Origin of the sequence: Rathayibacter sp. AY1A4, assembly GCF_002930955.1 — a bacterium.
Lineage (GTDB): Bacteria > Actinomycetota > Actinomycetes > Actinomycetales > Microbacteriaceae > Rathayibacter.
Map to the genome: position 1 here is coordinate 237,319 of NZ_PSTN01000001.1, position 13,952 is coordinate 251,270.

The following is a 13,952-nucleotide window of genomic DNA, read 5'->3' on the forward strand; positions in this document are numbered from 1 at the left end:
CCCCGGTCAGCTCGTCGCGGCGTGCTCGCCGCGCTCGTACACGTCCGCGGCCGATCCGACGATCAGCGGGTCCGGACCCAGCGGGCCCACGACCTCCTCGTCGCGTCCGTCGTAGTCGTACAGGCTCAGCACGTAGCGCATGGCCTCGAGCCGGGCGCGCTTCTTGTCGTTGCTCTTCACGATGGTCCAGGGAGCGTCGGCGGTGTCGGTCGCCGCCATCATGGCCTCCTTGGCCGCGGTGTAGTCGCCCCACTTGTCGAGCGAGGCGAGGTCCATCGGCGAGAGCTTCCACTGGCGCACGGGGTCGATCATGCGGATCGTGAACCGGGTGCGCTGCTCCTCCGCCGAGACCGAGAACCACAGCTTCACCAGGTCGATGCCGTCGCCGACGAGCATCCGCTCGAACAGCGGCGTCTGGCGGATGAACTCGTCGTACTGCGCCGACGTGCAGAAGCCCATCACGCGCTCCACGCCGGCCCGGTTGTACCAGGAGCGGTCGAAGAGGACGATCTCGCCGGCGGCCGGCAGGTGCGAGACGTAGCGCTGGAAGTACCACTGACCGGCCTCGCGCTCGGTCGGCTTCTCGAGCGCGACCACGCGGGCTCCGCGCGGGTTGAGGTGCTCGGTGAAGCGCTTGATGGTGCCGCCCTTGCCCGCGGCGTCGCGCCCCTCGAACACGACCACGAGTCGGCGCCCGTGCTTCTTGATCCAGTTCTGCAGCTTCAGCAGTTCGATCTGGAGGAGGCGCTTGCCCGCCTCGTACTCCTCGCGCGACATCCGCTCGTCGTAGGGGTAGCCCTCGCGCCAGGTGTCGATCTGCGTGCCGTCGCGGCGCAGGAGCACCGGATCGTCGTCGTCCTCGTCCAGCACGACGAGGTCCCGCGCGTCGGCGGGCGTGAGCGTGCGGAGCAGCTCGGGAGTGGGACGGAGGGCGTCATCGGCGGTGTCGGGCACGGAGGGACGCTAGTGCGCCCGTGCGACGCTCCGGTGAACGGCGGGTATCCCCGCGTCTGCGGGGAGGACGGTCGGACGGGCTGCCGCGCCGATCGCGGTCCCGGCCGCCGCATGCGCAGGCTGATCACAACGGCTGTACGCGACCGAGGCTGCAGTGCTCGATCCGGGGCGCTCCCGCGAGGATCGACCGGCTCCGCCTCGTCTCGGGACGGCGTCAGCCGGTGAACGCCGCAGGAGGCAGGTCGGTCTCGCCGCCCTCGACCGCGTCGAGCAGCCGGTCGACCACGTCCTGCGGCGCCAGACCCGCGCCGAAGCGGGGCGCGTCTCCCGCGAGAGGGTGCCGGGACAGCTCGGTCTCGGTGTGGCCGGGACGCGCGTCGAGCAGGAGGACGCCCGCCCGCTTGTACTCGCGGGCCGAGGCCTTCACGAAGGAGTGCAGTGCCGCCTTCGAGGCGGAGTACGCGGCGAGTCCCGCGGTCGGAGCCTCCGCCACCACGCCGCTGATGGTCAGCGCGAACGGCTCGCGCCCCTCGCCCGCCGACGCGACGAGCGACGGCAGCGCGGCGGTCAGCACCCGGATCGGCGCCAGCGCGTTCACCTCGACCAGCTCCTCCAGAACGGCCGGATCGAGCTCGGCGGAGGGCCCGAAGGCCACGACGCCCGCGGCCACGACGACGCCGTCGAGGCGCCCGTGCCGCTCGAGCACCTCGGCGACCACGCGCCGGGGCTCGTCCTCCCCGCGCAGGTCGGCGACCAGGGGTGTCTCGCCGAGCGCCGCGGAGTCGCGCCCCGAGCGCACCGCGACGGCACCGCGCGCCTCCAGCGAATCGGCCAGGAGGCGGCCGAGGCCGCCCGAGGCTCCGAGGACGAGGACGACGGCACCGTCGAGACGAGTCATGTGGCGAGCCTAGACGGGTGCGCTGTCGCGGATCGGCACTACCGTCCGAGCGACCGGGCCCCTACCGTGAGGCCCATGACACGACTGCAGAGCCGTGCCGTGCTGCACCGCCTGCTCGAGGTCCTCGAGGATCCCGCCCCCGTCACCATCGGCCACGCGCGTCACGTCCGGATGCTCGTCCGCGAGGCTCTGGAGTGGATCGCCGGCCCTCGGGCGCACGAGTCCGGTGCGTGGAGCGGCCCCGCTTCGGGAGAGCCCGCGGCCGCGCTCGCCCCCCAGGATCCCGCCGCCACGGACCCGGGTCTCTGACGCTCCCGCCCTCCTCGTAGACTCGTTCGCCGGAGGAACGGGGGGGGTCGATGGACGAGGGTGCGCCGGCGGGCTGGTACCGCGACGAGGCCGATGCGGCCGAGATGCGCTGGTGGGACGGCAGGCGGTTCACCGGGGCGCGCCGCTCCGCGCAGGACAGTGCCGCGGTGGTGCGGGACGCACCCGTCACCCCCGTCACGGAGCGCGTCGTCTACCGCCTCCCGAACGCCGACGGCGCCCCGAGCGTCGACGCCCTCGCCGAGGCCGAGCGGATCGAGGAGATCGCCGATCTGATCGGCCGCACGCTCGAGCAGGGCGAGATCGACGAGCGGACCCTCGAGGTCGACCTGATCCCCGAGCCCGACCACCCCACCGGCCTCGACGCCGTCTCGGTCCGGGTCGGCGGCCGCGTCCTCGGCTACCTGCCGAACGCCTCCGCCCACCGGGCCGCTCTCGACCGGGTCGTGGCGAGCGGAGCCGTCCCGGTCACGACCGCGCGCCTCCGGGTCGAGCGCGGCGAGGAGGGCCTGCGGGCCGTCCTCCGCGTCGCCCTCGTCGCCCCCGAGCTGCTCGTGCCGCTCAACGAGCCGCCCGTCGAGCGCCACTCGATCCTCCCCTGGTCGCGGGGCCTGCCGGTCCTGCGCGAGGACGAGCACTTCGCCCGCCTCTCGACGGTCGTCCCGGCGAGCGGCCGCGGCCTGCTGCTGGTGACCCTGCACCCGGCCGGCGACCTCGTCGAGCTCCGTCTCGACGGCGAGCGGGTGGGCGAGCTCTCCCCGACCCTCTCGGCGGATTTCGCCCCGACCCTCCGCCACCTCGCGAGCCTCGGCCTCACCGCCGCCGCCTACGCCTCCCTCCGCGGATCCCCGCTGAAGGTCGAGCTCACGCTGCAGGCCGCGAAGGCCGCTGAGCTGCCCGCCGAGTGGGTCGACGGCCGTCCGGTCGCTCTTCCCCGACTCCTCCCGCCGGCCCGGACCTACACCGTCCCGCCCTCGTACACGGCGCCGCTGCGTCCCACTCCCCGCAGCTCGGAGGCGGTCTCCCGCTCGGTCCGCCGGACCGTCGCCTGGGTGGTCGTCGGCGTCTGCACCCTCGTCGGGCTGTCGAGCTGGCTGATCGGGGACGTGCTGAACTGACGGGGCGGGGCGGACGTCCGGGGATGTGACCGGCCTCGTGTCGGACTCCCGGGATCGGCGATCCCGCACCTCCGCGCAGAAGCGCCCGGCTCGCGGATCCGGGGATCCGAGCGAACCGGGCGCCTCGGGCCGAGCGCGGCCGTCCTACACGTTGAAGCGGAACTCCACGACGTCGCCGTCCTGCATGACGTAGTCCTTGCCCTCGATGCGGGCCTTGCCCTTCGCGCGGGCCTCGGCGATCGAGCCGGTCTCGACGAGGTCGTCGAACGAGATGATCTCGGCCTTGATGAAGCCCTTCTGGAAGTCGGTATGGATGACACCGGCGGCCTGGGGCGCGGTCCAGCCCTTCCCGATGGTCCAGGCGCGCGTCTCCTTCGGGCCGGCCGTGAGGTATGTCTGGAGGCCCAGGGTGTCGAAGCCGATGGTCGCGAGCTGGTTGAGGCCCGACTCCGTCTGGCCGGTCGACTCGAGCATCTCGGCGGCGTCGGCCTCGTCGAGGTCGATCAGCTCGGACTCGATCTTCGCGTCGAGGAAGATCGCCTTCGCCGGCGCGACCAGGGCTGCGAGCTCAACCTTCCGGGCGTCGTCGGTCAGCACGGCCTCGTCGACGTTGAAGACGTAGATGAAGGGCTTGGCGGTCAGCAGGCCCAGCTCGCGGATCGGCTCCAGATCGATCGAGGAGGCCGACAGCGGCTTGCCCTGGTCGAGGAACTCGCGCGCCTTCTTCGCGGTCTCGACCACGATCGGCTCGATCTTCCTGCCCTTGAGCTCCTTCTCGTAGCGGGCCTCGGCCTTCTCGAGGGTCTGGAGATCGGCGAGGACCAGCTCGGTGTTGATCGTCTCCATGTCGCTGGCGGCGTCGACCTTGCCGTCGACGTGGACGACGTCGGAGTCCTCGAAGCCGCGGATGACCTGCGCGATGGCGTCGGCCTCGCGGATGTTCGCGAGGAACTTGTTGCCCAGGCCCTCGCCCTCGGACGCGCCGCGCACGATGCCGGCGATGTCGACGAAGGAGACGGGCGCCGGGAGGATGCGCTCGGAGCCGAAGATCCCGGCGAGCACCTCGAGGCGGGAGTCGGGCAGGTTCACCACACCCACGTTCGGCTCGATCGTCGCGAACGGGTAGTTCGCCGCGAGCACCGTGTTCTTGGTCAGTGCGTTGAAGAGCGTCGACTTGCCGACGTTGGGGAGACCGACGATTGCGATAGTGAGAGCCACGGGCATCCATCCTACGGCGTGGCGGCGGAAGGGCCGGGCGGGCGGGCGGAGAGGAACGGGAGGCGCCCGGCCCGCGGCCGGCGGTGCTCCCGGCCGCTCGGGGCGACGCGCGCGCGACGCTCCCGGCGGCGTCGGAGGTGCGTGAGAGGCTGGAGCGTGCCCATCGACTTCACCGCCATCGACTTCGAGACCGCCAACTCGCACGGGGCCTCCGCCTGCTCCGTCGGGCTCGTCAAGGTCCGCGACGGCCGCGTCGTCGACCGCGCCGGCTGGCTCATCCGCCCGCCGCTGGGGTACGACGACTTCCTCGAGTGGAACACGCGGATCCACGGCATCCGCAAGCACGACGTGCACGCCGCCGCCTCCTGGGTCGACCAGTTCGCCGACCTGGCGGCCTTCGCCGGCGAGGACGTGTTCGTCGCGCACAACGCCGGCTTCGACATGGGCGTCATCCGCGCAGCCTGCGCGGCGACCTCCCTCGAGCACCCCGAGTACGACTACCTCTGCTCGCTGCAGCTCGCCCGCAAGACGTACGAGCTCGACTCCTACCGTCTCCCCGTCGTCGCCATGGCCGCGGGCTTCGAGGACTTCCGCCACCACGACGCGTCGGCCGACGCCGAGGCGTGCGCCGCGATCGTCGTGCACGCGGCCCGGCGGCACGGCGCCGCGAGCATGGCCGAGCTCGGCGAGCTGGCCGGCGTCTCCGTGAAGCGCCTGCGCCCGAAGGCCCCCGTCGCCGCCTGACGTCCGTCGTGCCGAGCCGGCTCGAGACGATCGGCTCAGCCGCGGGGGTCGCCGAACCAGGTGCTGAAGATGCGCCAGAAGTTCCGGTTCCCGTAGGCCGAGCAGTCGTCGCCCTCGCCGTAGAGGTTCGCGAGCGCCGCCGCATTCGGCTGGTACGGCGTGTAGTAGTAGAGACCCGCCGTGGCCGCGTTGGCGATCGTCACCGGGGCGGTACCGCAGGACTCGTCCGGGGAGTAGCGGACGTCGCCGGCCGCGCCGACCGGGTACCAGTCGAAGCTCGAGTCCGGATTCCGGTAGCGCTGGAACTGCCACGCCGCTCCGTACACCTGCGCGGCGAAGCCGTAGGAGTCCGTGTCGCAGTCCGCGGTGTCCGGGCAGCCGTAGCCCGTGGCACTGCGGAACTGCCGCTCGCTCGGCTCCGGATCGGTCACGAGCGACTGCTCCTTCTGCAGCAGCACCAGGAGGACGGCCGGATTCACGCCGCACGCGCCGGCGACCGAGGTGATGATCTCCGCGGCCGGGACGTCGCGTCCGGCGGGCAGCGCGTCGCACTGCTCGTCGGCCGTGATCGCCGCGGTGTCCTCGGCGTAGTCGCGCAGGCACGGCACCGGCCCGCCCGCGCAGTCGGGGACGCGGGCGTCGAGGAACGCCTGCACCGTGAGCGGTCCGAACGCGTCGCCGTCGAAGAAGACCTCGTCGGAGATCAGGTCGCCCGGGTCGAAGTCGGCCGCGACGGGGCCCGGCTGGAGGAAGGTCCACAGCCGGACGGTCTGCGGCTCGGACGGCACCGCGGCGAGGCGCGTGCCGTCGACGGAGCCTCCCAGCAGGAGTGCCACCAGCGCCGCGACGACGACGACCGCACCGCCCCGCCGGCGTCGGAGGCCGGTCGGGGACGGTGCGGTCGGGGTCATCCCTCCACGCTAGTGGCGGGGTCGCGGGCGATCAGCCGCAGGGGGTGAGCCGCGCGACGTCCTCCGAGAGGGTGGTGGGACCGCCGAGGAGGACGACCCGCTGCGCTCCCGACTTCGCGATGTCGGTCAGGACGGCGCGGGGCACGCAGTTCGTCGGCACGGCGAACAGCGGGCTGTTCGAGTAGCCCGCCGCCGTGGCTCCGGCGAGGGCGTCGGGGAAGTTCTCGCCCGTCGCCAGGAACACGGTCTTGGCCCTCGAGAAGGCTGCCCGGTTCAGCTGCTCCGAGGTGTCGTAGCGGTCGACTCCGCCGATGCGGGTGATCGTCGGCACCGGAAGCGAGTTCTTGATCCCCTCGCTCACCGACAGGGGGCTGCCCGCGATGGTGAGGTTCTGCACCTTGAGCTTCGAGAGGATGCCCTTCGTCACGGCGTCGGCCGTGCTGCCGGTGCCGTTCACGAGGACGACGGGTGCGTCGACGGAGCCGGCCGCGGCGCTCGCGCCGAGCGCGTCGGGGAACTTCTCGCCCGTGGCGAGCCAGGCCCGCGTCGAGCCGCCCGAGAACGCGCTCTGGATGATGAGCCTGGACGTGTCGTAGCGGTCCTTCCCTCCGATGCGGTCCACCGTCGGCGAGTAGGACCTCAGCTGGTTCAGCAGGCCGTCGCCGACGCTCAGTGCGGAGCCGACCACGACGATCCTCGCCGGCTTGAGCCGGCTGAGCTCGTCGCGAACGGGCTGCGACATCGAGTCGCGGTCGACCAGGAGCAGCGGACCCTTCTGCTTGGCCGCGGCCGGGGCGGCGCTCAGCGCGTCGGGGAAGTTCGCGCCGGTCGCGATGTAGACGACGGGGACGTTCGGGCCGAAGACGGCCTTCGAGATCTCGACGGCGGTGCCCTGGCGGTCGGTGCCGGCCAGACGCGAGACGTCGATCCCGGCCGACGTGCTCACGGTCGAGCAGCCGAGATCCTTCCGGCCGGGGCCCCGGGAGTCGCCCGAGCCGACCCAGCGGTTCCACTCGACGGAGTCGGTGGAGACGCAGACCTGGTAGGTGCCGGGTGCCGAGACGGGCGTGGTGGCGCCGAAGCCGTGTGCGCGGCCGGCGACGGAGTACTCGCCCGGGATGTCGCCGCGGTCGCCGTTCGCGGTCTGCGTGCGGACCGTGCGGGTGCCGTCGGGGCCGGTCACCGTGACCGTCGTGGTCAGCGCGGCCTGCTGCGTCGTCGGATCGACGGCCCAGCCGGACACGCTCAGCGTGCTGCCCGAGATGCGCGGGGCGTCGACGCGTCCCGCGGGGGCGATCCCGGCGTTGGCCAGGGTGCCGTTCGGGTTCCAGTCGCTGAAGAGGTACCAGAAGTTGATGTTGCCGTAGGTCGCGCAGGCCGCGTTGCCGGAGCCGGTGAGCGCGTAGTCGTTGGGCTGGTACGGCGTGTAGTAGTAGAGGTCGGCCGTGGCCTGGTTGCGGATGGTGACCGGTGAGGAGCCGCACGCGGTGCTCGGGTAGTAGGCGACGTTCGGCGTCGTGCCCGGAGCGTAGGTGGTGAAGTTCGAGCCGGAGCCGGGCGGGTTGGCGTAGCGCTTGAACTGGCGGGCCGCGCTGTAGACCTGGGTGAAGAATCCGGCGGAGCCGGGGTCGCACGCCGCGGTGTCCGGGCAGTTGTAGCCGGTCGCCTTGGCGTAGTCCTCGGGGCTCGGCGTCGTGTCGGTGACGAGGCTGCGCTCCTTCTGCACGAGCACGACCAGGGCGAGCGGGTTGATGCCGCAGGCCAGGCCGACGCGCGTGAAGATCGAGGCCGACGACTCGCTGCCGGAGCCCTGGTAGGCGCTGCACATCGCGTCCGCCGCCTTGGACGGCGTCGCCTGCGAGAAGTTCTTGAGGCAGGGGGCGGTGCCGGCGGTGGAGCACCGGCTGCCCTTCTCGTCCAGGAGCGACTGCACCTGGCCGGTGCTCAACGCGTCGCCGTCGAAGAACTGGGCGTCGCTGACGATGAAGCCGGCGCGGAAGCTCTTCGTCTCCTCGGCGCTGTACTGCGTCGACTGGTCCGGGACGCCGAGGTCGGCGCGGTCGAGGGACGCGTCGAGAGCGCCGGTCTCGACCGAGACGGTCGACGGCGCGTCCTCGGCGGCGGAGGCGGAGGTGATCGGGACGAGGGCGGTGCCGAGCCCGACGGCGAGAGCGAGCGCGGCCGTGAGCAGGCGCGATGAGCGGTGGTGATTCCCCATGATCGCGAAGTCTACGAGGCGGTCGCAGGGCGTCCTGGCCCTCGTTCGGTGGTCGTGGCGCGTCGATCGCTCGATGTCGGAGGTGCGTGGTGTCATCGGCGGCATGGATCTCTCCTTCGTCCTCGGCCTGGTGGTCGGTGCGCTCCTCGCGGGAGTCGTGGCCGTCCTCCTCGCCCGCTCCCGCACGCCCGACGCCGCCCTCGCCCTCGACCTCGCGACGGCCCGCGCCCGCGCTGAGGGCCTGGAGGAGCGGCACGAGGCCGTCGTCGAGCAGCACCGCGAGCACCTCGGCTCCGCCCGCGACCAGATCCGCGAGCTCCAGGAGCAGCTGCGCGTCGTCGCCGAGCGCGAGCGGCACGACGCGCGCATCCTGCAGACCCTCTCCCCCGTCGCCGAGAGCCTGCGCGGCATGCAGGAGGCGGTCGGCCGGCTCGAGCGCGAGCGCGCCGCCCAGTTCGGGGCGATCACCGAGCAGCTCGAGGGACAGCGGGCGGCGGGCGAGCAGCTGCGCTCGACGACCGAGACCCTCGCGTCCGCGCTCCGCTCCACCACGAGCCGCGGCGCCTGGGGCGAGACGCAGCTGCGGAACGTCGTCGAGGCCGCCGGGCTCACCCAGCGGGTCGACTTCGACGTGCAGTTCGGGCTCGAGGGCGAGGCGGGCCGCGGCCGCGCCGACATGGTGGTCCGCCTGCCCGGCGGCAAGGCGATCGCGGTGGACGCCAAGGTGCCGTTCGACGCGTACCTGGAGGCGAGCGCGATCCCCGCGGGCGCCGGCGGAGAGGAGGAGGCGCGGCGCGCGGGGCTCCTGCGCGCGCACGTCCGCGCCCTCCGCGGCCACGTGGACGCGCTGGCCGCCCGCTCCTACTGGACCGGGCTCCCGGCGAGCCCCGAGTTCGTCATCGCGTTCGTCCCGAGCGAGCCGCTGCTCGCGAGCGCGCTCGACGCCGACCCGAGCCTGCTCGAGTACGCGTTCCGCAAGCGCGTCGCCCTCGCCTCCCCCGTGACCCTGTGGTCGGTGCTGAAGACCGTCGCATACACCTGGCAGCAGGACGTGCTCACCGACGACGCCAAGCGCCTGCTCGACCTCGGCAAGACGCTCTACGCCCGTCTCGGCACCCTCGCCGACCACGCCGAGGGCCTGCGCCGATCGCTCGAGAAGACGGTCGACTCCTACAACGCCTTCGCCGGCTCGCTCGAGAGCCGCGTGCTGGTCACCGCGCGCCAGTTCGACTCCCTCGACGAGTCGCGCGTCATCGCCCCGGTCGGAGGAGTCGCCTCCTCGCCGCGCCGCCTCACCGCCGTCGAGCTGCTCGCCGCGGACGACGAGTCCGAGCGGAGCGCGTAGGGTCCCGGGTCCCCGCTGAGCGAGCACCGGGCGTGCAGGCCGGGCGCGAGCGGCGCCGTCCATCCGGCTCGACACCCGGACGACCGCAGCTCGCGACGGCGCTCCACCTCCGCGGCTCGGCGGAGGAGCGCCCGCGAGGCGTCTCGAGACCCGCCGCGGCCCCGCCCGCTCGCCTCGGTGACCGAGGCCGGTGTCCTTCCGCGTCCTGCACGCCGAGACGCCGCCGCACTCGACGAGTGCGCCGTCAGCGGGGCGGCGCCTCGGCAGCAGTGCGGCGTCTCTGAGAGAGCGTGACGGCCTAGACCCACTTCTCCGCGAGGTGCTGGGCGGTCACGCGGCGGATGGTGCCTGAGCGGGAGCGCAGCACGATGGACTCCGTCGTGATGACGTGGCCCTCCTTGCGCACGCCCTTCACGAGCCCGCCGTTCGTCACTCCGGTCGCGACGAAGTAGGTGTTGTCGCTGCGGACGAGGTCGTTGGCGTGGAGGACGCGATCGAGGTCGTGGCCGGCGTCGATGGCGCGCTGGCGCTCGTCGTCGTCCTTCGGGCGGAGGATGCCCTGGATCACTCCGCCGAGCGCGCGGATGGCGCAGGCCGTGATGATGCCCTCGGGCGTGCCTCCGGTGCCGACGCACATGTCGAGTCGGGAGTCGTGGCGAGCGGCGTTGATGCCGCCCGCGACGTCGCCGTCGAGCAGGAGGCGCGTGCCGGCTCCGGCCGCGCGGATGTCCTCGATCAGCTGAGCGTGGCGCGGGCGGTCCAGCACCGCGATGCGCATCTCCTCGACGGGCTTGCGCTTGGCGCGGGCCAGGGCGCGGATGTTCTCGCCGATCGGGCGCTGGATGTCGATGATCCCGACGCCCTCGGGCCCGGTGACGATCTTCTCCATGTAGAACACGGCGGAGGGGTCGAACATCGCGCCGCGGTCGGCGACGGCGATCATCGAGAGCGCGTTCTGGCGCCCGGCCGCGGTCAGCGAGGTGCCGTCGATCGGGTCGACGGCGATGTCGGCGGCGGGCCCCGAGCCGTTGCCGACGTGCTCGCCGTTGAAGAGCATGGGCGCGTTGTCCTTCTCGCCCTCGCCGATCACGACGACTCCGTCGAAGTTCACGGTCCCGAGGAAGGTGCGCATGGCGTCGACCGCTGCGCCGTCGGCGGCGTTCTTGTCGCCCTTGCCGATGAAGGGCACGGCGCGGATCGCGGCGGCCTCGGTGGCGCGGACGAGCTCCATGCCGAGGTTGCGGTCGGGGTGGAGGTAGAGCGAGTCGTTGTCGATCACAGAGCGGAGTCCTTCGTCGTCGAGTTCGTGCACGTCGTCGCAGGACCCGCGGAGCGGATCCCCATCCCTGCCCGAAGCCTAGTCCAGGGCCCTCCACAGGCGGAGGGACCGCGGAGGGGCGCCTCGCTAGACTCGTCCGCGACGCGGGCCTCGCCCGACCCCCCTTCGTTCATCCGTCAAAGGAGATGCCATGCCCGTCGCTACCCCGGACCAGTACGCAGAGATGCTCGACAAGGCGAAGGCGGGCGGCTTCGCCTACCCGGCGTTCAACGTCTCGTCGTCGCAGACGATCAACGCGGTCCTCCAGGGCCTCACCGAGGCGGGCTCGGACGGCATCATCCAGGTCACCACCGGAGGCGCGGACTACTTCGCCGGCCACACCGTGAAGAACCGCGCGGCAGGCGCGATCGCCTTCGCGAGGTTCGCGACCGAGGTCGCCAAGAACTACCCGGTCACGGTCGCGCTCCACACCGACCACTGCCCGCAGAACGCGCTCGAGGGCTTCGTCTACCCGCTGATCGCCGCCTCCGAGGAGGAGGTCAAGGCCGGTCGCGAGCCGCTCTTCCAGTCGCACATGTGGGACGGCTCCGCGATCCCGCTCGACGAGAACCTCGCCATCGCGAAGGAGATCCTCCCGCGCGTCAAGAACATCAACGCCATCCTCGAGGTCGAGATCGGCGTCGTCGGCGGCGAGGAGGACGGCGTCTCGCACGACATCAACGAGCACCTCTACACCACGCTCGACGACGCGATCGCGACCGTCGAGGCCCTCGGCTTCGGCGAGCAGGGCCGCTACATGGCCGCCCTCACCTTCGGCAACGTCCACGGCGTCTACAAGCCGGGCAACGTCCGCCTGCGCCCGGAGCTGCTCCGCGAGATCCAGGACGGCCTGCAGGCGAAGTACGGCACCGGCGCGCTCCCCCTCGATCTCGTCTTCCACGGCGGCTCGGGCTCGACCGACGAGGAGATCGCCGAGGCGGTCCGCAACGGCGTCGTCAAGATGAACATCGACACCGACACGCAGTACGCGTTCAGCCGCTCCGTCGCGGACACCGTGCTGAAGAACTACGACGGCTTCCTCAAGGTCGACGGCGAGGTCGGCAACAAGAAGGTCTACGACCCGCGCTCGTGGGGCAAGATCGCCGAGACCGCGATGGCCGCGCGCGTCGCCGAGGCGACCCGTCAGCTCGGCTCGGCCGGGAACTCCGGGAAGTAGGGCACCGCTCCGTGACGAACGCACACGATCAGCCGGGCGACAGGCGTCCGGAGCCGCAGTACGGCGAGTACGCGCCGCCCGGCTGGTCGTGGCAGCCGCCGGAGGACGCCGTGGTCGTCCCCGATCCGCGGGGGTCGGAGACCGACCCGAGGCCCGCGACCGCTCCGGCCGCGAAGCCGGTCGCGTATCCCGTCGACCGCCTGCTCACGATCGTGCTGCTCGCGCTCGGCGTGTTCTTCGCCGTGCCGACGCTGCTCGACCCCTCGAGCTTCGCGACGACCCTCCAGGAGCTCTACCGCTCCCAGGGCATCGGCACCTACGCGTCTCCGGAGCTCGCGCGGATCCTCGGCGTCGTGGTGGCGCTCGCGCAGTCGCTGATCGTCGCCTTCGCGGTGTGGATCTCGATCCGGCGGCTCCGCGCCGGCAAGCGCGCCGTGCTCGTCCCGATCCTCGGAATCGCGGCGACCGTGCTGCTCTCCCTGATCGTCGCGGCGATCGCGATCCTGGGCGACCCGACGTTCGCGGAGTACGTCACGCGCATGTCGGGCTCGCAGGGCGGCGCGGGCACCGACGTCTAGCGTCGATCCCCGTCCGACCGGACACGGAAGAGGCCGCCGCTCCCGAGGGAGGGCGGCCTCTTCCGTGTCCGGGCCGGAACGCTCTAGGCGCCCGCTCCCGCGCTGATGCGTCCACCGACGCCGCGGGCGTCGCGCTTGCCGGCGACGTCCTTGCGCAGCTCCTTGGGGAGCGAGAACATCAGGTCCTCCTCCGCGGTCTTGACCTCCTCGACATCGCCGTACCCGGCGGCGGCGAGGTCGTCGAGGACCTCCTGGACGAGCACCTCGGGCACCGAGGCGCCGCTGGTGACGCCGACGGTGCGGATGCCCTCGAGCCACTCCTGCTTGATCTCGCTGGCGTAGTCGACCCGGTAGGCGGCCTTCGCGCCGTACTCGAGGGCGACCTCGACGAGGCGCACGGAGTTGGAGGAGTTCGCGGAGCCGACGACGATGACCAGCTCGGCGCCCGCGGCGACCTTCTTGATCGCGACCTGGCGGTTCTGCGTGGCGTAGCAGATGTCGTCGCTCGGCGGGTCCTGCAGGTTGGGGAAGCGCTCGCGGAGGCGGCGCACCGTCTCCATCGTCTCGTCGACCGAGAGCGTCGTCTGCGAGAGCCAGACGACCTTGTCCGGGTCCTTCACGACGATGTTCGGCACGTCGTCGGGGCTGCCGACGAGGGTGACGTGATCGGGAGCCTCGCCCGCGGTGCCCTCGACCTCTTCGTGGCCCTCGTGGCCGATGAGGAGGATCTCGAAGTCGTCGCGCGCGAAGCGGACGGCCTCGCGGTGCACCTTCGTCACCAGGGGGCAGGTCGCGTCGATCGCCTGGAGACTGCGGTCGGCCGCGCCCTGGACGACGGCCGGTGAGACGCCGTGCGCGCTGAAGACGATGTGCGATCCCTCGGGCACCTCGTCGACCTCGTCGACGAAGATGGCGCCCTGGCTCTCGAGCGTGGAGACGACGTGCACGTTGTGCACGATCTGCTTGCGCACGTAGACCGGGGCACCGTAGTGCTCGATGGCCTTCTCGACGGCGACGACCGCGCGGTCGACTCCGGCGCAGTAGCCGCGGGGCGCGGCGAGGAGGACGCGCTTGCGGCCCTCGACGGGGACGTCGCGCAGACGCCCTGTGGCGCGGGGCATGCGCGGCATGGGCAGGCTGATCGGG

13 protein-coding genes are annotated in these 13,952 nt (G+C 72.2%); 6 read left to right on the forward strand and 7 right to left on the reverse strand.

Annotation, left to right across the window (positions count from 1 at the left end; all coding sequences use genetic code 11):
• Positions 1-6 precede the first annotated feature (6 nt).
• Both ppk2 and C5B92_RS01040 read right to left on the reverse strand, forming a co-directional pair.
• Positions 7-867, reverse strand: a complete 861-nt coding sequence (gene ppk2, locus C5B92_RS01035) for a polyphosphate kinase 2 (protein ID WP_258061211.1) — start codon at positions 865-867, stop codon at positions 7-9.
• Positions 868-1,168: 301 nt separating this feature from the next.
• Positions 1,169-1,852, reverse strand: a complete 684-nt coding sequence (locus C5B92_RS01040) for an SDR family oxidoreductase (RefSeq protein ID WP_104255094.1) — start codon at positions 1,850-1,852, stop codon at positions 1,169-1,171.
• Positions 1,853-1,927: 75 nt separating this feature from the next.
• Here C5B92_RS01040 and C5B92_RS01045 point away from each other — a divergent pair, with 75 nt between their 5' ends.
• Positions 1,928-2,161 (forward strand): hypothetical protein, encoded by a 234-nt coding sequence (locus tag C5B92_RS01045; protein WP_146078402.1) that lies wholly within the window; start codon positions 1,928-1,930, stop codon positions 2,159-2,161.
• Positions 2,162-2,211: 50 nt separating this feature from the next.
• Positions 2,212-3,297, forward strand: a complete 1,086-nt coding sequence (locus tag C5B92_RS01050) for a DUF2510 domain-containing protein (RefSeq protein ID WP_104255095.1) — start codon at positions 2,212-2,214, stop codon at positions 3,295-3,297.
• Between the two features lie 144 nt (positions 3,298-3,441).
• Here C5B92_RS01050 and ychF read toward each other — a convergent pair whose 3' ends face one another.
• Entirely contained in the window at positions 3,442-4,515 is a 1,074-nt protein-coding gene (gene ychF / locus C5B92_RS01055) for a redox-regulated ATPase YchF (RefSeq protein WP_104255102.1), read from the reverse strand.
• 156 nt (positions 4,516-4,671) lie between these two features.
• Here ychF and C5B92_RS01060 point away from each other — a divergent pair, with 156 nt between their 5' ends.
• On the forward strand, positions 4,672-5,259 hold the full coding sequence (locus C5B92_RS01060; protein ID WP_104224410.1) for an exonuclease domain-containing protein: 588 nt from the start codon (positions 4,672-4,674) through the stop codon (positions 5,257-5,259).
• A 35-nt stretch (positions 5,260-5,294) separates the two neighbouring features.
• On the opposite strand, the gene C5B92_RS01065 is transcribed toward C5B92_RS01060, so the two are convergent.
• Together C5B92_RS01065 and C5B92_RS01070 are read right to left on the reverse strand one after the other, a co-directional pair.
• Positions 5,295-6,170: a hemagglutinin gene (locus C5B92_RS01065; RefSeq protein WP_104255292.1), complete on the reverse strand. Its 876-nt coding sequence runs from the start codon at positions 6,168-6,170 to the stop codon at positions 5,295-5,297.
• Between the two features lie 31 nt (positions 6,171-6,201).
• Complete coding sequence (locus tag C5B92_RS01070; protein ID WP_104255291.1) at positions 6,202-8,388, reverse strand: cell wall-binding repeat-containing protein; 2,187 nt, start codon at positions 8,386-8,388, stop codon at positions 6,202-6,204.
• Positions 8,389-8,491: 103 nt separating this feature from the next.
• Here C5B92_RS01070 and C5B92_RS01075 point away from each other — a divergent pair, with 103 nt between their 5' ends.
• Positions 8,492-9,733: a DNA recombination protein RmuC gene (locus tag C5B92_RS01075; protein WP_219812324.1), complete on the forward strand. Its 1,242-nt coding sequence runs from the start codon at positions 8,492-8,494 to the stop codon at positions 9,731-9,733.
• Positions 9,734-10,031: 298 nt separating this feature from the next.
• On the opposite strand, the gene glpX is transcribed toward C5B92_RS01075, so the two are convergent.
• Positions 10,032-10,964, reverse strand: a complete 933-nt coding sequence (gene glpX / locus C5B92_RS01080; RefSeq protein ID WP_097165697.1) for a class II fructose-bisphosphatase — start codon at positions 10,962-10,964, stop codon at positions 10,032-10,034.
• Positions 10,965-11,202: 238 nt separating this feature from the next.
• On the opposite strand from glpX, the gene fbaA reads away from it, so the two are divergent.
• Together fbaA and C5B92_RS01090 are read left to right on the forward strand one after the other, a co-directional pair.
• A complete protein-coding gene (fbaA, locus tag C5B92_RS01085; protein WP_104224414.1) occupies positions 11,203-12,228 on the forward strand; it encodes a class II fructose-bisphosphate aldolase in 1,026 nt (341 codons plus the stop codon).
• 11 nt (positions 12,229-12,239) lie between these two features.
• Positions 12,240-12,806 carry a DUF6264 family protein gene (locus tag C5B92_RS01090; protein WP_104255290.1) on the forward strand — a complete coding sequence of 189 codons (567 nt, stop codon included), beginning with the start codon at positions 12,240-12,242 and terminating at the stop codon, positions 12,804-12,806.
• Between the two features lie 83 nt (positions 12,807-12,889).
• Here C5B92_RS01090 and C5B92_RS01095 read toward each other — a convergent pair whose 3' ends face one another.
• Positions 12,890-13,936 (reverse strand): 4-hydroxy-3-methylbut-2-enyl diphosphate reductase, encoded by a 1,047-nt coding sequence (locus C5B92_RS01095; RefSeq protein ID WP_104232760.1) that lies wholly within the window; start codon positions 13,934-13,936, stop codon positions 12,890-12,892.
• Positions 13,937-13,952: the final 16 nt, after the last annotated feature.